Raw genomic sequence first — 17,754 nt, 5'->3', positions numbered from 1 at the left:
GAGCTTCGTCACGGATCAGCCCTTGGCCCTAAGGAGAGTCTCGTCGTCATCCTCTCGCACTAACAGATCGTCATCGGCAATCAATGCCTGGACGGCGTCTTCGAACTCCTCCTTCGACAACCCCACCGCCGCCTCAGCATCTCTACTTGCAACCCAGGTTCCGTTCCGATCGTAAAGCCAATTGTAGAGCCGCTCCGTTGGCGGCTCCGGCGTCGCGTCTCGTAGCTTCTCGGTGTTGGCGCTCCCGTCTTCGGCGAAAAAATCCGAAATCGCGGCGGTGGACCTTTCTGTTTCTTTCTTTGGAGAGGGTTTCCTGGCTTTCGACGTAGCTTTTTTCGCTGCATGCTTCTTTGAAATCGAGCCGTCTGGTTCGGCCTCGTGGCGTTCTTTGTTGAGCGCGGTCAAACGGCAAAGCATGTCCTCCCTCGCGACCTCGCTCATCGTGAGACGAAGGTTCTTGCCCTCGGGAAGGTAGGCCACTTCGTGAAAGTCGTAGTCGAGATCGACGCCTTCGAACCCGTAAGCTCGGATCACCGCCTCGTTGATCTCTGCTTGAAGTGTCCGACATTCTTCGAGTTCGGGCGTTGTCTTAGAGGGATCGTGGAAATCATTGTAAAAGGACGTCATGCCCTTATCCTGGGCGACCATGTAGTCGCGGCGCGTTTCGAAGAAGGTACGCCCGAGGTCTTCGAGTTCCTCGTGATTACCTTCCAAGATGCCATTAGGAAACGGGAAGGTCTCGAATATATCCCCATGGGTGTACCTAAGGCGTTCATGAAGCCTGGAGCCGTTCGCGTAGGCCCAAACGGCATGAATGTCGGACGATAGGCAGGCGAAAAGGCTGTAGCTCTCGCTGGCTACAACGCAAAGCGTGTTCGAGAAGATTGAGATATTCGGAACCAGAGAAAAACTTGGATATTTCGTAGCTGCAGTGGCAACCACTATCGCATGCTCGAGTTTTGGCGAGTCGGGGTCATACCCTTCTGGATGTGTGTTAAAGGATGCCCAATACCCTAACTCGTGATACAATTCTGATCTATACCATAAATGTCGCCAGAATGTATCCGCAGCTCCTCCCATGCTTTTCATATTGAGGCGCTCTCCTCTAACTTTTTCTTTTAGAATTTCGAATAGCTCCGGCGCGAATGATCTTGCTTGATCCTTCTCCCAATCCCAAAAATTGATTATCCACCTGCTCCCAGATAGATTTGGAACTCGGTTTATGTCTTGACCGGAAAGATAGGGAAATATCACTTGGGAGTATTTTGGTTTGTTTCTAATGAATGCTTGTGCGTCAGTTTCGGATAGGAAAAATCCCTTTCCAAGAGGTGCCGTTCCTTGTTGGATTAGACCGCTGTTTGTTGAAAGTTTTACTGGCTTCCACCTTTCATGCTCATCCAAACCTGCAGTGATAACGGCAACCTCAGAACCATTGAGGGTCTTTTTTCCGGACCATTTTCCTTTACATATTTGAATTCGGCTAGTCACGACATTCGCGGATCCAGGCCAAGTCTCGGAACGGACGGCCGAATAAATCTCTCCGCCTAAAGATATTATATTCTCTAGACCGACCTTTTTAGTTCCGCCCTCGGCAATAGACTTGGTGGCGATCAAGCCGATACAACCTAGATTTCGACAGACCAAGAATGAAGCCAAGAAGAAAAAAGCTACAAGATCTGAGGAACCCCGCGTTTTCTTACCCAGGCTAGTAATCAAAAAATTGAGATAGGACGAGCCCATTGCGCCGACAATACGTTTACCGCCTAAGAACGGTGGATTGCCGACCAAAGCGTCAAACCCGCGCTTCTCAGCCGAAAACACCTCCGGAAACTCTACTACCCAATGAAACGGCCGTCGCGATGGACGTCCGGCTGGGAGGTCCGTCGAGAGCCCTTCTCCGGCCTGGTTACGCAGCCGTCCGATATACGTCGGATCGCCTTTCATGGCCTCGCCGACTGTCAAGGAAAGCGACGTCGTATCACCACCTTCACCACCTTCCGCCAATGCGTCTCCGATTATGGCATCCCCGACCAGGATCGGCAGATCCAAAGCCTCTCGTGCACGACGATCGAGATCCACTGCGATTTCGACGTCGCGGATATCCACAATCGGCTTCGCGCGTAGCTCCCTCCGAAGACGAATGGCCTCGTCCACCGCCTCGTCGATCGTCGCTGCGAAGAGCTTCTTGGAAGAATTCGGCCCGGGATCGAGTTCGAGCGTGTGAAGTTGTTCGAGCGAGGTGATACCGAGCAGGCTGTCCCCGCTCTTCAGGTTGTGATCCAGAAACCCGAAGGGGCGCCCCTTGGCGAGCGTAACGAGCCAGATCGAAAGCTTCGCGAGTTCGACCGCGAGCGGGTTGAGGTCGACTCCGTAAAGGCAACGCTCGGCGATCAAGCGCTTCGCCGTCAAAAGACGTTCGTCGTCATCCTTGGCGAGCGGCTCCTCGGAGCCGAGCGTGTCGACCACACGGCCATTCTGGGTGACCGCCTTACGTTCCGCCTCCGCCGCGTCCCAGGCCTCGACAAGGCGCTCACCGAGCCAGCGGCAAACTTGCACCAAGAAGGCGCCCGACCCCATCGCCGGATCGCAGATCTTGAGATCGAGAAGCTCGGCCGGAGATTTCAGGCGCCAGTCGGCGCGTGGCGCGCCCTCGGCGGGACCGACGTATACGACCGGTTCGAGCGTTTCTTTGACGATCGCTTCGGTCAGCGATTTTGGGGTGTAGTGGGTCCCGGTTTCGCGTCGATCGGCCCCGGTCGTCACCATGAAGGTGTTTTTCGGATAGACCAGCGGATAGCCCCAAGGATCGCTTCTAAGGAGATGGAAATAGGGACGAATGCGATCTTTGAGCGCGACGTCGGCGTGACAGGCGGTCAGGAGCTTGTTTCCGTCCGCATCATCAACGGGTTTCGCCAAATCGTTGGAGACACGGCTCGCCGAACTGCCCGTCCTTTCCTGAAGGAGTGCCGCGAGTGCTTCGCGACCGCTCGTCGCCGCCGTTTCCAACTCTTCGAGCGTCACCCACGGCTTCTTGGACTTCTTGGTCGCGTCGAGATCGAGCGTGATTTCTTTGGCCTTGATCGCCGTCCGCTCTAGGAGACCTTCGTAGACGTAGCCGATTTGTTCGACGTCGAGCGCACGGTAAGAGAGAGTACGTCCTTGGAAGAGCTGCACGGCCTCGAGCAACAAGAGCACAGTCCGGTTGTCGATCGGCAAAGGCGCGGCCTGATCGTTTCGCCAGTTCGAGCCCCGCTTTCGGCCTTCGAGGAACGGGAACCGGTCGGGGTCGAAAAGCGATCCGCCGAGCGCCGGCATCCTGAGGCTTTCGTGCTCGATACCGGCGTAGACCGCTCGGAAGATCGCCAAGAGCCGTGACCAGGCGTCCCAACGACGTTCCAGGATTTCCTCGGTGTTTTCCCGTAGCTGCGTTCTGAGCGTCGAGACGGCGTAGTTGGCCTCATAGCCCTCGTCGCCCATAAGAAGCAGACCGCGTTCTTCGGCCGACAGCAGAAAGACGATCCGCATCATCACCGTCAGGCCGGCCTCGTAGAGCTCGCTAGGTTCGATGCCGTCGAGCAATTCGCGATTTCGGTTTGCATCCTCACGATCCAACGCTTGGATCAAGACCTCTACGGCACGCCGGACCTGCTCGCCGAGAGCGTCGGTCACCTCGTCCTGCATTTTGAGAGAACGATCCAAAAGCGCCGGCAGCTGTTCCTCGCGGTCGAGGAAGAAGCGTCGAATGCCTAGAAGATTGACGAAAGATTGGAGGGTCTTGGGCTCTTGACCCCAGAGACGTGCGTACCAACTCGCGAAACTCGGCACCCCTCCGACGGCCGCATCGACCAGCATCCAATGTTCGCCGTTCGTCAGGAGCCCAAGACGCACGCCCGTCCCGCGACAGAGATCGACCATGCGCTCGGCGGGGCTTGTCGCCCAGCGATCGACCGCCACCGGGTCATCAAGGTCGACGCGGCTGTCGTAGGTCACGACCAAGAGAAGGGGTTTGTCGGCATGCTGGTCATCGACAACGGCCATATCGGGGCGAAGCGTAAGACCGTGTTCAGGCACCTCGAAACGAAGGTTTTCAGGCAACGCGTCGGACGTCTTCAGAACGTCGTCATCAAAGTCTAGTCCAGTTCTCAAAACGAGATCGATCCAAGCCGCGTGATAAGCCTCCGCGTCCGGGTCCTCGTTGTCGATCGCGTCTCGCCATTCGTCGTAGGCCTGACGAAGACTACGTCGAACGTCGCTTTCGAGCCCCTCCAAGCCCTGAGGGAAGGCTTCGTTCAAGACCGGCTCGGCCAGGAACGGGCCGGAGACGTCGATGAGAGAGAGCCACTCTGAATGAACGGACGTCGGTTTCATCCGGATACCTCGGAAAGTTTCGAGTCGGGGACCAAGAAGATCACGGCAACGGGGAAGGTGCGCGGCGAGAACCCGTCGTATCGGCTCTCGATCGCCTCAGTTTCGATCCGCTTCTCGTCAGGGATCTGCCCGAGACGGGCGCGAATGGCCGCGAAGTCGCGACGCACCTGGGCACGTTCTTCTTCCTTGAACTGGTCGAAATCAAACAAGAGCTGCTCGGGCTCGTCTTCCTCGGCCAGCACCTTTTCGATGGAAGCGGCGAGTTCATCCAAGACGGTCGTGATATTCTTGATTTCTTGGTCTTTCTTGTTGAGGAGCGTCGTCTCCAACGTACGCAGACGTTCACGTGACCGCGCCTCGATGGCTTGACGGATCGAAGGCTCGTTCGCTGCGAACCTGGTCGCTAACGCTTCCATACCCAATTCACCAACGGTCAGCGGCTCCGCATTTTCGAGCCATTCATCGACGCGTGTGACGAGTCTTTCCCGCGCGAATCCGGTCTCGGTCAAATACCCGCCAGAGGCCGTCAGCTCTTCGTGAAGCCGATGATGGTTTCCCCCCGTGATGACCAGGCGCGAGATCACGACCACCGCCGGACGCTCGAGGACATCGTCCGGAAGCTTTCGGACGTCGACGCGATGCAGGCGCTTGGTGTCTTCGTGCGCCCAAACTTCGGCGCGCATCAGCTGGAGGCACATCTGCACCAAACGGTGATTGAGGTGGACGAGAACGACGTCGTCTCTGAACTTGGCTACCTCGTGGTCGAAGGTGATCGGTCGCATGACACCGGTGTGCGGGTGGCGCAGCCCCTCGAGGCAGCGCGCCCAAGACCCCGTCAGTGGCGGCATCTCGAACACGGTCCCAGGCGGGGCATTCGGGAGCTCCACCAGCTTCAAGGGGGGCTTTTCGGCCAGTGCCAAGCCGGTTTCGACGGCGGAACGCACCCTTTCCGGCGTCAGATGGAAGTCGCGTTGGGTCTCCAAAAGACGCTCGTGGAGTCTTTCGACGCGTTCCCTGAGTTGGCGCTCGGCTCCCACGAAGCGGCGCTGTTTTTCCACTCTGGCCTCGGCGGCGCGCGTGTCGAGTTCGCGGCGCGTGCCTTCGATTAGGCCAGCCATTTGCGGCGCGATCACGGGGTTCACCGCCCCCATGTCCGCACGCATCGCGTCGAGCTTTTCGAGTGCGCGGATGATGTCCGCCTCATGGCCCCCAAGCGATTTCGCCGCGTCGGGTTCGGCATCGACCGGATGCCAAATCAGCACCTCGTCGTAACGCTGACCGTGGCGGTCGATACGGCCGTTTCGCTGTTCCATGACATTTGGATTGTATGGGATCTCGACATGGACCAGGCAGTTGCAGTGGTTTTGAAGGTCGATCCCCTCGGCCGCCGCATCGGTGGCCAGCAATATGCGAACCGCGGAGTCTTTCGGATGCGCTTGGAACGCCGCCTTGACGCGCTCGCGCTCTTCTTGATCGACACCGCCGTGAATGATCTCCAAACGATCGGAATAACCATGGGACGACAGAATTTCCTGAAGCCAGCGATGGGTCGTCCGGTACTCAGTAAAGAGAACGACCCGACGATCGTTCCATTCTCCATCGGTCTTGAGGTTCTTCTCGATCCAATCGACGATCGCCAGGGCCTTCGCGTCGGGTCTCCGGCCGGCGACCTGCGCCCAATCCCGCAAGCGATCGAGAAGTCGGACCTCGTGAGCGGAGAGAGGCGCGCTGGACTTGGTCGCAAGATCGACCGCCTCCTCCTGAGCGGCTTCGACCAACCCGTCGTCCGCGTAGTCCTCAGCGGCTTTCGCGATGGCTTTTCGCAGGATCCTTTCGTCGAGTTTCGACGCGATTTTCTTAGCCCCACCGCTCGTCAGGGTCGTGTGATGTTTTTCAAGCGTCGAGGCCAAAGCCGCCGGCGACGAAAAGAGACGTTTCTTGAGCAGTTCGTTTACGAACTTCGTGCCTGGGGCTCCAGCCTCACGGGCCGTATTTTCTCTGCTTTTGCAATACTCGTCCAACAGCCGATGGATCGACCGCTCGTCATCGGTGAACGGCACCGGCAACGTTTTGAGGACACGTTGCGGATAGACCGGATCGCCGTTTTTATCGACGATCTGCGACTTCAATCGACGGATCATCACCTGCGAACGCTGGCGCTCGTCGGGCACGACACTGCGGGAGAACCGTTGATTGTCCAGAAGCTCGAGAAGCGACGTGAAGGACTCCGGGAAACCGTTGTGCGGCGTCGCGGTCAGGAAGAGCTTGTGCTGAAAGTGCGGAGCGATCGTCCGGATGAGCCTCGTTCTTTGACTTTCGAGCGCGTAGTGAGCCGAAGCCGCCGGAGCAACGTTGTGCGCTTCGTCGACCACCAATAAATCGAACTTACGAGGATGGGTCGCGCTGACTGGCAAGACGTCACGCATCGTTCGGAGTGGTTCGCCCGACTTCAGCCAATCGACCGATACGATGAGCCTGGGAAACGACGTCCAGGGGTTTGCATGGATTCCGCGTTCGCGACGCAACCAGCGCACGTACTCGGTATTCACGATACGGAAGTCGAGACCGAACTTTTCGAGCATTTCCGTCCGCCACTTCTCTTGAAGCGATGCGGGACAAACGACGAAAACGGTTCGCGCTCGGTGGCGGAGCAAAAGTTCCTGAATGACCAAACCGGCTTCGATCGTTTTACCGAGACCCACGTCGTCGGCGATGAGGAGGTTTGTCCGCGCCATATCGATCGCACGAACCAAGGGATCGAGTTGGAAGTCCTCGATGCTCACCCCGCTCCGAAACGGCGCTTGAAGGAAATTCCGATCGGCGCTGGTCGCCGCCCCCCAACGCACGGCGTCGAGAAATGCCTCCAGAGTTCGCGTATCGTCTCGGCCGGTGATCTTTGGAAGGCCAGCGCGTTCCAGGATGCGGGCACCGGGTTCAATCTCCCAGATGACCTCAATTTCTTCACCGAGGCTGTCGTCCTCGATCGACGCCAATCGAACACGATGCTGAGGCTCGCTAATTGCGCCGGAGGGCGTAGACGCGGTGATATCCGCGAGTACCCAGAGCCGCCTTCTGACTTCGACGAGTTGCCCCGGTTCGGGAACTCCGATAACGATTTCCAAATTCATACGCTCTTTCTCGAAATTTCGGTCAGGCCGCGCTGTCCTCCGCAGCTTCGTAATCTTGCACGTGCTCATAAATACTTTGGCCGATGGCCTTGCCGAGGTTGACCGGCACGGCATTTCCGATCAAGCGACCGACTGTCTTTATGTGAAGAGGCGCAGACTTCTCGACGAATTCGTAGGTTTCCGGAAAACTCTGAAGAATCGCGCCTTCGCGAAGAGATATCGCTCGATCTTGCTCCGGGTGACCGAAACGACCGTTTCCGAAACCGTAGAATTGGGTGGTCATGGTCGGAGCCGGCTCGTCCCAGACCATACGTCCGTAAACTCCTGGATAGGTCTTTCCAGTGGGCTTGGTATGACAACTCGCGACGAGCTCTGGCGGCCACTCTCGCCAAGTCCCGCCCGGACGAGAGGCCTTGATGCGTGCGAGGTTCAACTCGGAGAGCCTGGACGCCTGATGCATTCTGTCTCGCGCCGCGATTTCTCCCGCCTCTATCGGCTCCAGCTCCTCGATCGCCTCACGAACGGTAACGCGATTGCCCTCCGGAGTCGTAGGGCCGATAAGCTTGATGGGACCCAACTGAGAGGCGAGCAGAACCAGCCGATTGCGTTGCTGTGGCACGCCGTAGTCAGCCGAATTAACGACGTCGTACCAGAACCGATACCCGGCCCCATGTAGTCTTTCCACGAATTCGTGGAATACATCTTGATCGGACAGCCGGGGGACGTTCTCCATGGTAACGAAATGCGGCTGGACCACTTCGACGAGGCGCCCGAACTCTTGCAAAAGGTTCCAACGTTCGTCCGATGGGCCGTAACGACCCTGCTGGTAAGTCGAGAAGGTTTGACAGGGGGCACAGCCCGCTATCAACGAATAAGGTTTTTCGGCCAATACCTCACGGCACTCGGACGCATCTAAATCGGCGACGGACATATGGCGAAATTCAGCACGATTGTTGGCAGCGTAAGGGTATGCGCAATGCGCGTCCGTATCGACACCGAACGCAACGTCGAGGCCGGCAGCTTCGAGTCCATGAGTCAGTCCGCCAGCGCCGCAAAAAAGATCGATCGCACGGACCCGAGACGAACATGCGAGGCCATGCGAATTAATCGTGATTTGTTCTTTTTCACTGCTCATGATCCCACCCTAACATCGACGTGTTTTGCGTCCAGCAGAAGACACGAACTCTCTTCGGTCACTCGGATTTTTCAGGAATTTCGGGATCCGCTCTCATTGACTGACACCAGTTCGCATTCCGGCCAGTGGCCGCCGGCAGGCGCTCCATCGGCCTGATTGCGGATTCCGCGAGTTCGCATCCGTAACGGCACCCGTTTCACTCGACCACTAAGCGCCGCGTGCTCACCTGCGGCGCATCGCCGGCGGTCTCTTCGTCCGGCACGAACCGCATCACACTGGTTGCCAACACCCACCAGGCGTAGAGGGGTCCGATCGCTGCGGCCAGAAGCAGACGTCGTGCGAAGGCCGAACCACTGCGGGGCAATATCGTCTCCACGGCATGCCGAAAACGCTGACCGTCGATACGTCCGCGAATGTAGGCTGCCAGGAAGGGCCAAATCGCCGAGACGAGTGCAGCGCCGCCGCCGACACCGGCGGCACTCACGACGTCGACCGAGCTCGCCGGGGTTACACGCTCCAGCAATTCTTCGAAGTTCTCGTCCGTGACCCGGCGCAGCCCCTCGTTGCCCACGACGCTCGCCTGCACCATGTCGACCGCTTCGAACTCCTCGCCGAGTTCGGACGTGACGATGATCGGCGTGTCTGGATACCTGAGCAGGGTCTCTTCGATGTAGCCCTCATCCGCGGTCGCCTTGATCTGGACCTCAATGGTCTCTCCGGTCTCCAAGTCCGTGAACACGATGTCCGAACCGGGGTGTGAGAAATCCTCGTGCAAGCGGCCCTGCTGGGGCCGGTCCTCCCAACCCTCTCCGTTCCAGCTTTCGCTCCGCTCGACCAGCAGCTCGAACATCCGTCCCCTGACGAGGCTTTCCATGCCCTGTAGCTTGTCGGGATCGATCCTGCCGAGGCCGCCACCCAGCCTATCGGAGAGGATCTCCGCGATTTCGCGATCGGAGGCCTCTGCCAGATGGCCGTTGGTGTCTCTCAGAGCCTGCATGAAGGTCTCGCCCAAGGGCCCCTGCAACTGGTCGACACGACCGGCCAGGAGATGAACGAAGGCCACACTGACGAACAAGTCACCACGCAAACGCGCTGCGCCTGGAACGCCCTCACCGGTGAACCAGTCCTTCAGCCGTCGACCGGTCTCCAGATAGGTGCTCGGTGAAAAGCTACGCTTCACCAGCCCCCACTGATATCGAACCAGATCGCCGGTCGTCTTCCAGGCGGTCTTGGAGAGCCTGCGCGGGACGGTGAAGGCGCCATTCTCTCTGACTTCGACGAAGCCGATCCAGAACACGACGCCGATGAGGCTCGTCGCGAAGAGCTCGGCCAATGCCGTCGCGGGCAAGAAGCCGACCATCGAGAAGAAAGAGAAGAAGAAGCCGAGGACGTGGCGGAAGCCGATGAGTACCGTATAGGCGACCGCCGTCGCGGCGCCGAAATACTTCAGTACGTCGGCCGGCCGCTCGATCCTGACACCGACATGGCGTGCGATTTGGACGGCCATGTACATCTCGAGCGCCATGGCGACCACCACGCCGACCCCTAGCCTTCCGGGCAGGCCGGCCAACACGGCGTTGGCGATGGCTATCTGGCTGATGATCTGTCGGATGCGGGAATCCGTATCCGGCTCGGTTCTGCGCCAGAGCTCGGCGACGGGCTCGAAGACGTAGGCACCCAGTCGCTCGTCCTTGAAGAGGGCATCGACCTTCGACCAATTACGCCTCAGCCAAGCCAAAGCCTGCGTGTGCAGTCCGTCGTCGCGGCGTCGCGCGAACAGATCGAAGAGCTTCTTCTTCAAATCGAATGTCAAGTCGGGGAACCGTTGGCCTGTGAATCTTCAGCCGTGGCTCGAAAGCCTGGCCCTTTCACGGCCGGCCTCGAGCGCGGTCAGCAGGTCGTCGCTCATCGGCGCGCCGTCTTGCGGCGCCTCACGCCGCGGCAACAAGAAGGGCAGCGCCGTGCGCGCCGCCATGATCCTTACGCCCACCGGCTGCGTCGGGTCGAGCACGAGCCGCTCCATCTCGAGGAGAAGCGAGTGTCCTCGACGGTGCACCTCCTGTTCGAGCACGTCGACGTCTTCGACACCCAAGACCTCGGCGGCCGACATGCGCGCGATCGTCGTCTTGTTGCGCGAGCCTTTCTTACGCCCCGCTCCCTGTCTCTTGCCCCCGTGTGTGGCCACGTCCGGCACCTCCTCCGACCCTCTCGGATATCATCGATCTATCAAGTCACCCTCTTCTAACTCGGGTCCCCACGAAGTCCGAAGGACTCCACATAATCATTACAAATCAATAATATACCATACGGCGCCATCTGGCCACCCCGCCCTTTCTCGAAATCGCCACGACTTGATTTCCCGATGACCGTGGTGGGCGAGCGACAGGAGCGACTTCGGAGGTCCACAGGCCTTCAGGGTGACGGCGCGCGATGTCGGTTTTCCACGAATGCGTCACCATCCATGCGGCGCGCCCTGCCCTTTCTCTGACCCGATTTCTCGCTCAGAGAGGTGCCCCCAACCGTCGGTGACGGCATCACGGTCCACACCAAGAAACGCGGGTGTTTTCGCCGTGTCGAAGACGTCACCGACCGCGCCGGATGCATCCTGACCGAAACCTCTCACGTCCGGATCACGCTCGAAGAACACCGGTTCGTATTCGCCATCACGTGACGCATTTGCGCGGAAGCCGATACATGGTCGGCTTGATCCCCGGCTTGCCGGAGATCGCCTCGACGGTCTGCTCGATTTCGCCGTCCTCCACCATCGCGTTCAGGACACCGCTTCTTCGATCGTCCGGTACGTTTCGGAGGGCGTGCCGAGTTATGTGGTTCCGCGTCGCCGTGCCGCCCGCCTTCTCCAGGACCTGGAGCACCCGATCCTTTACGCGGTCGAGCTGGCCTCCGGTCCGCCCGGCGTTGCGCGCGATCTCTTCCAGCTGGATCAGCCCACGGCGCATGATCGAGATGGCGAGATCGACGTGTCGGCGCTCGCACGGAACGCGGTCCAACGAGGCCTCGGGGGTCATGAGCGCATCCGACACGGCGAGCAGACCCGCGATGCGCTGCGCGTTTTCGACGGCGCGGCCCCAGGTCTCGGCCGCCAGATCCCCGGAACGGATCCGCGCCTCGACCTCACCGAACTTGAAGTCGATCATCCGCTCGAGCGCGTCATCCGAGAGCCACACGGCGATCTTCGGCACGGGCCCTGGCACGAAGGGGCCGTGATCGACGCCCTTCAAGCGTCGGATCGCGGATTGCACGTCTTCCGAGAACTCCACGACGGCCTGCCGGTCCGGCAAGTCATCGCGGCCCCTCAACTCCGGCAGTTCGCGATCGACGAAGACCGTGAGGCGGTTGAAGAAGCCGCTGGAGCTGTCCTCCTGGCTCGTTCCCTCCGTGAAGTCCTTGATGGTAGAGGTGAGCATCAGCGTGGGGCGCGGATGCTCGACGGCCTCTATGTCGTTCTTGGTGTCCTTGTAGCGTCGGGCCTCCAGACTCGTCAGGCCACGCCCGTAAACTTGCATCAGAAGCGACATGAGCATCCTCTGCCAGCTCTGGGAGTGAGATTTCATCGCCTTGGCCAGAATACCGGCCTCGTCGATCATGAGCGTCGCACGCCCCGCCTGTCGCGACAGCGTGGCGTGAAACGACACGTCGGAGGGAGAGCCGTCGAAGACTTCGTCTCTGCGGCCCACCTCGTCCAGCAACGATGCCAAGAGGGTGCGGATCGCCTCCTTGCCGTATGCGGTCCGAGCGAGCGCGAGAACGTAGAGGTTCGTGCAGCAGGGCCCCATGACACCGTTTCGGATGACCGCCGAGGGGCCGGCCAGGGCACTCAAGGCGGCTAGGACACCACCGAGGTGAACCTCCCCCGCCCGCCGGTCCGTCGCCCGCTCCAGCGCCTCGTGCAGCCTCTTGGCGAGACCGGTGAAGGCGATCTCGGTGGCTGGGGAGTCGTCCTCCGCCACCATGGCGTGACCGCCGTCCGGATCGGGTGGTGGACCGAGAGGCGGTAATTTCTCGAGCTCCATGATCGCCGTACCGGCGCCGATGCGTGCGGGTTTGTCGTCGTCCTCGCTGGCCCAGAGCCGATCGATCTCCTTTCGCGCCGTCTCGCCGTTCTCCCATCTGAGCGAGAAATCGATGAACGCCGTCCGCGCCTCTTCTTCGAAGGCGGTGTCACGATATTTGTCGATCGTGCCGAAGGCGATGTTGCGCCAGGTTGCGTAGGAACCGACGGGGAGAGTGTTGCGACGCGTCGTCAGAAGGTCCAAGAGCCGGCGGTCCAGGCTGAGCTGGCGTAAGATGGCGCGGCGCGGGCTTGATCGCGCGTCCGTCGTGCGCTCATCGCTCGCGTTGGACGACGTCTCACGACGATCGTCGCATCCGAACGCTTCTTCCAACGCCGAGACGTCGTGGAGGGTGGCGGTGCCGGTCGACCAGGCGACCAATTCAGCGACGTAACCGCGCTCGATCTTGGTCGGCGACGGGTGGCTCACGGTACCGGGCAGACGCATCAGGCGTGCCGGGTTGACGCACTGGGGGTCTCCCCTCCCAAAGGCCGCCAAAGCGCGTTGAAGCGCCCGCCAGCGCTCCTGATCGCCGAGCGGTTCCGACAGGTCGAAATAGACGTGACGGCGCTCGTGCGGTGTGGTCCCGGTCCTGACGACGACCGAGGGCTCCACGCCCAAATCGTGCACGGCCACGGCGCCTTCTTCGTCTTGATCCAGGAAGCACGTCAGAAACGCCGGGATGTCCGCATCTCTCGCATGTCTGTGCCGGGCGCCGGCTCCTTTTGGCTGTGGAACCCAGTAAAGATTGGCGCCTTCTCGGTTGCGTTCGGAGGCCCAGGCGGCCGCCTCCTCGGCCCAGCCCTCGGTCATTTCGAAGGATCTTTGGATGCGTCTTCCCCGATCCAGTGCCGACAGCTCCACCACGAAGTCGTCGTGTCCGACCCGTTCTCCCCAACCTCGGGTCGTGTGCCCGAGAAACTGGCGTATGGTCTCCAGCTCGGGGGTCGGATCGTCGAAATCGGTCATCGGTCTCCTCCCTCGTCCATGGCGACTTGCGACGCCGTGAGCGTTTCGAGCGCGCGATCGACCTCCGCCTCGTTCCAGTAGTTCTTGGCGCCCGGCCCATCGCCGAATTTCTTGGGCGGTGGGAGCAGGCCTCTCTCGATGTCGGCGAAGATCGCGTTGCGCGAACGGCCGCCCATCTTGTTCCGCAGTTGCTGCAAGGTGATGAAGCGCATGGTTTTCTCTCCAATCGAAAGCGATGGAGAGAGAAATCACAGAACCGAACGGCGCAGGCGTCAGAGCCAAATACCTTGAATTCGGTCTATTTGGTTCGCATCGCCGACCATTCGAGCCACATGTCGACGATCTCGCAAACGTCAGTTCGATCGTGCTCCGCGCCAGCGATGGTGTGCCTGCTGGACCGGATCACGTTGACGAGCCACTCAGCATCCAGCCCGTAACGCTCCGCGATATGCGTGATACGCTCCTCCGCACTCGAAGACGGATCCTCCTCGCCCAACTTTCTATAAAGGTGACGCAAGCCGGCCTTGCGGTAGAAATTCATCACGGCCTCGTTTCGGTGAGGCCGCAGCCGGCCTCGGGCTTTCTTTGGGGGAATAAGCCCGTCTCTCCAAGCCTGGATCGCCAGCCCGTCGTATAGTGTCCAATAAGCATTGCCATCGGGGGTCCTGAACAACAATTCGAGGAATTTTCGGATTGCTTCGGCACGGCGCGCGAGCAACTCGGCCTGCGTGCCGGGTTCGTCCAACGCAGCGATAGCCTCGAAGATCTCGGATGGCAGCCGGTCTTCCGGCGCGTGCTCATGTGATTCGTCGTCTGCCATCTAGACGGTCAATTTTCAATCCAATCCATCAATATCGTCAGAAAAATCATAACTCTCTAAATATGCTTGATCTTCAATTTCAGGAGCACCCGAATCCATGTCAGCAGCCTTAGAAATCAAAAAATCGACTCTCTCCAAAGCACCCTCAGCATTACGAATCTTATTCTTTTTTGCTTCCCTATACCATTTTGCGGCCTCAAAAAGATTTTTTTTGACAAAAACTCCTTCTTCAAATATCCCCCCTAGAATAAACTGTGACCTTCCATCACCACCCTCCGCAGAAACCTTTACCTCAAGAAAATTCTGAAGTCTCTCTGTCATTCCATCCAAGTCTTCTTGATATCCCCTACTGCGCTCCAAAAGTTCTGAGTCCGATATTGAATCAATCTTTAGTAAAAGTTTTTTTGCTCGCTTATCTCCCTCCCTGGAAGCCAAAGCACACCACCTCCGAGCCTCCGAAAGATCACGCGCAACACCACGGGCATTCAAAAAGAATTGCGCAAGTCGATATTGAGCGTCACAAACACCTTGGGCGGCAGCCTTGCCATACCAATAGGCAGCGTCTTCATCACTTTGGCGCCCAAAAAGACCGTGATCAAATAGCTTTGCAATTCGATATTGCGCTTCCGCTAGACCCTGGTTCGCCGCAGCTTCAAAAAGGTCGCCTGCTACTTTCCGATCAGTCTCAGAGCTGCGTCTGGACCAGATCAGAGCTCCCAGACGGAATTGAAACTCTGCGTTCTTCTCGTTAATTGCCCTTGAGTAAAGGTGAGCGGCTCGCTCTTGCTCAATTTCTCCAAATTTGTCAATTGGAATCTCACAATTAGAATCTGACCCAAAGCCGACTCGATACCAATAGTATACCTTTTCTATATCTTTTGGAACAAGCTTCAAATATTTAATCTCTCTATCATTTGGATCAAATTTTTTACCTACATTTTCGCTTCCTGAGAATTGCGCTTCAGTGCCTTGTGGGATCGTCTTCTTTCTAGCGCTCAAGTTTTTTTGTTTTTTATAGCCGCGATGATTTTCTGAAGTAGATTTGAACTCATCTTCATGCCCTTCTTCCAATGTCGGTATGTAATATTTATTTTCTTCTATGTCGCGCTGTAGTAGCTTGCGAAACTTCGCAATGGCCCTCTTTTCGCCATTGACAGCCGACCTCAATAAGAGCATTAATGCCTTGTCAAATTTATCACCATCCCCTTTTAAAAGTAAATTATTTGCCAGTTTCCACTGAGCTCCAGAATGATCATTTTCGGCAGCTCTAGCTAACCAATACTCTGCCATTTTAGCATCTTGGGGCACATCAATTCCACGTTCATATCGCAAGGAAAGGCTTAGCTGTGCTTCGACCTCCCCCCTTGCCGCAGCCGTCTTGAGAGAAGTTATCTTTTGCTGTTCTTCAGAAGGGGTTTCATTCTTACTTGTATTTCTTTACGTCGGCTCTTTAAATTCGGGACTACCGACTCTCACCTTTGCCGGCTTAGCGACTGAAAATTCTTCGATTCTTGCAAGATACCACTTGGCTTGCCTGGATATCTCTGGATTCTGAGCCGATTCCACCAACCATTTCAGCCAAGAACTTATTTCTGGATCCGGCTCGCGAAAGTCATGTCCTTTAAATTTTCCAAATTGAATTATGGGCGGACACCAATCTCCTTCAATGAAATTATTCAAATCGCCCCACGAAGCGATTCCTTGGGCCTCAACCCTTGGCTTAAAGAATTTTCTTATTAGATCAATAACTGTATTTACATCACCCAGAGCGGAATGTGCCCCATGATCTGGAAGAGCAAAATGCTGCCGAAGGGTCTGTAGTTTATGATCTCCAGATTCCGAACTCCTAATAAGTCTCCTTGCAAGTCTTAAAAAACAAATTCCTCTTTGTCCGATCGGAGTAATGTTAAGGCGCCTCCATTCTGGAATCAGAACTCGATCCAAGTCAAAGTTTAAGTTATATGAGCATAATGGCTGCACGCCCACAAAATCCTTGAAATCCTGGTACGCTTTAATTGGTGAAATTCCCTCATGGCGCAGAAATTCTTCTGTGTATCCGTGAACTCTTTGGGCGCCGGGATCTATAGAAACCTCATGATTAAGAAGTCGTCGAAATGGTTCGCCGACCGGCTCCCATCCGTGCATACGCTGGGCAGCAATTTCAACCACATGAATGGGTCGCCTTAGACCGCTTGTCTCTGTGTCAATTACGACCCAGTCTTTATCCAAGTCACCGACCACAGCCTTATTCTCCTCGTACCAAAATAATTCCTAAGGCTACTAAATTCGCATACAAATCAAATCGAACCTTCGTAGACACCATTGTATGACCCAGTAGACCAAACAACTCACTCAACGGCTCGACTTCTGATGGTTAATGATGGTCGAATACCTGTGAGTTGTAAACTTCATACAAGAGCGACTGCGGGCACTTTTCATTCAAGGGAGGACCACATGGCCAAGAAGCGAAAACCAGCCAGCGTGCGTGGCTTGGAAACGCTCGGGCGTGAACGCCTATCGCGCCATTTCTTCATGCGAGATTTCCTTTACTCAGAGATCGGCAGCTTCAATGGAATTCCCAATATCCCGGATGATCCTGATCTCGCGCTGAAAGCCGGCAAATGCCTGGCGGAAGAGCTGTTGGAGCCACTCGTGGAAACCTTCGGTCCGATCGCCGTACGCTCCGCCTACAGGTCTCCCGAGGTCAATGCCTTCGGCAATGAACACGGGCTGGGCTGTGGCTCCAACGAGCGGAACAGGGCCGGACACATTTGGGATCAGCGAGACGCCCGAGGGCGTATGGGCGCCTGTGCTTCGGTCGTGATCCCTTGGTTCGCAGACCAATACGATCAGGGGCGCGACTTTCTCGATCTGGCATGGTGGATGTACGACCATCTCGATTTCCATGCCGTCTTCTTCTTCCCCAAGCTGGCAGCGTTCAATCTCACTTGGCGAGAGGAGCCGGAAAGACGCATCGGCTCTTGGATCGGCGAGTCCCGGAAGGTCTTGGGAGCCGGCGAAGATCCATCCGAACCGGCCGATCGACGTCAGAGACGCTACGCGGACTTCCCGAGCTTCCGCGGCATAGCATATCCGACGCCTGCACTCTGACACCGGATAGAAAATTGCGTCGGCAACGGAGATGGCAGGCCGGCGCGAGCGGAGCACATGGGCCGGACGATCGGTCGGGAGGATAGCGGCCGCTCGATACCCGACATCTCGTACCCGTCTGGATTTCGGGCTTGAAAAAAGCTGACTCCAGAC

Annotated in this window: 12 protein-coding genes; 2 read left to right on the top strand and 10 right to left on the bottom strand. The window is 57.7% G+C overall.

Translation table 11 applies throughout. The features are described from left to right. Window positions 1-15: 15 nt before the first annotated feature. From ACQ5SP_RS03745 to ACQ5SP_RS03725, 5 genes are all read right to left on the bottom strand, one after another. A complete protein-coding gene (locus tag ACQ5SP_RS03745; RefSeq protein WP_430936582.1) occupies window positions 16-4,368 on the bottom strand; it encodes an Eco57I restriction-modification methylase domain-containing protein in 4,353 nt (1,450 codons plus the stop codon). After that, window positions 4,365-7,496 (bottom strand): DISARM system SNF2-like helicase DrmD, encoded by a 3,132-nt coding sequence (gene drmD, locus ACQ5SP_RS03740; protein ID WP_430936580.1) that lies wholly within the window; start codon window positions 7,494-7,496, stop codon window positions 4,365-4,367. Before drmD ends, ACQ5SP_RS03745 begins: the two co-directional genes overlap by 4 nt. A gap of 22 nt (window positions 7,497-7,518) precedes the next feature. Then, window positions 7,519-8,631 (bottom strand): DNA cytosine methyltransferase, encoded by a 1,113-nt coding sequence (locus ACQ5SP_RS03735; RefSeq protein ID WP_430936578.1) that lies wholly within the window; start codon window positions 8,629-8,631, stop codon window positions 7,519-7,521. Between the two features lie 196 nt (window positions 8,632-8,827). Further along, a complete protein-coding gene (locus ACQ5SP_RS03730; RefSeq protein WP_430936576.1) occupies window positions 8,828-10,432 on the bottom strand; it encodes a hypothetical protein in 1,605 nt (534 codons plus the stop codon). A 39-nt stretch (window positions 10,433-10,471) separates the two neighbouring features. Further along, window positions 10,472-10,816 carry a hypothetical protein gene (locus ACQ5SP_RS03725; RefSeq protein WP_430936574.1) on the bottom strand — a complete coding sequence of 115 codons (345 nt, stop codon included), beginning with the start codon at window positions 10,814-10,816 and terminating at the stop codon, window positions 10,472-10,474. 324 nt (window positions 10,817-11,140) lie between these two features. Here ACQ5SP_RS03725 and ACQ5SP_RS03720 point away from each other — a divergent pair, with 324 nt between their 5' ends. Beyond that, window positions 11,141-11,302 carry a hypothetical protein gene (locus tag ACQ5SP_RS03720; RefSeq protein WP_430936572.1) on the top strand — a complete coding sequence of 54 codons (162 nt, stop codon included), beginning with the start codon at window positions 11,141-11,143 and terminating at the stop codon, window positions 11,300-11,302. Here the strand turns inward: ACQ5SP_RS03720 and ACQ5SP_RS03715 are convergent. The 5 genes from ACQ5SP_RS03715 to ACQ5SP_RS03695 form a co-directional block, all read right to left on the bottom strand. Further along, window positions 11,295-13,670 (bottom strand): DUF3987 domain-containing protein, encoded by a 2,376-nt coding sequence (locus tag ACQ5SP_RS03715; RefSeq protein WP_430936571.1) that lies wholly within the window; start codon window positions 13,668-13,670, stop codon window positions 11,295-11,297. The genes ACQ5SP_RS03720 and ACQ5SP_RS03715 overlap by 8 nt on opposite strands. After that, window positions 13,667-13,882 (bottom strand): helix-turn-helix transcriptional regulator, encoded by a 216-nt coding sequence (locus ACQ5SP_RS03710; RefSeq protein ID WP_430936569.1) that lies wholly within the window; start codon window positions 13,880-13,882, stop codon window positions 13,667-13,669. The genes ACQ5SP_RS03715 and ACQ5SP_RS03710 overlap by 4 nt, the downstream gene beginning before the upstream one ends. 86 nt (window positions 13,883-13,968) lie before the next feature. Continuing rightward, window positions 13,969-14,490, bottom strand: a complete 522-nt coding sequence (locus tag ACQ5SP_RS03705; protein WP_430936567.1) for a hypothetical protein — start codon at window positions 14,488-14,490, stop codon at window positions 13,969-13,971. A 15-nt stretch (window positions 14,491-14,505) separates the two neighbouring features. Then, window positions 14,506-15,882 (bottom strand): SEL1-like repeat protein, encoded by a 1,377-nt coding sequence (locus ACQ5SP_RS03700; protein WP_430937169.1) that lies wholly within the window; start codon window positions 15,880-15,882, stop codon window positions 14,506-14,508. Window positions 15,883-15,927: 45 nt separating this feature from the next. Next, complete coding sequence (locus ACQ5SP_RS03695) at window positions 15,928-16,731, bottom strand: 3'-5' exonuclease (RefSeq protein ID WP_430936565.1); 804 nt, start codon at window positions 16,729-16,731, stop codon at window positions 15,928-15,930. A 213-nt stretch (window positions 16,732-16,944) separates the two neighbouring features. Between ACQ5SP_RS03695 and ACQ5SP_RS03690 the strand changes: the two genes are divergently transcribed. Further along, window positions 16,945-17,601 (top strand): hypothetical protein, encoded by a 657-nt coding sequence (locus tag ACQ5SP_RS03690; protein WP_430936563.1) that lies wholly within the window; start codon window positions 16,945-16,947, stop codon window positions 17,599-17,601. Window positions 17,602-17,754: the final 153 nt, after the last annotated feature.

The sequence above is a fragment of the Rhodovulum sp. YNF3179 genome, assembly GCF_050586465.1.
Lineage (GTDB): Bacteria > Pseudomonadota > Alphaproteobacteria > Rhodobacterales > Rhodobacteraceae > CAJXYS01.
The sequence above is the reverse complement of the archived record's forward strand: the minus strand, read 5'-3'. Positions and strand labels throughout refer to the sequence as shown.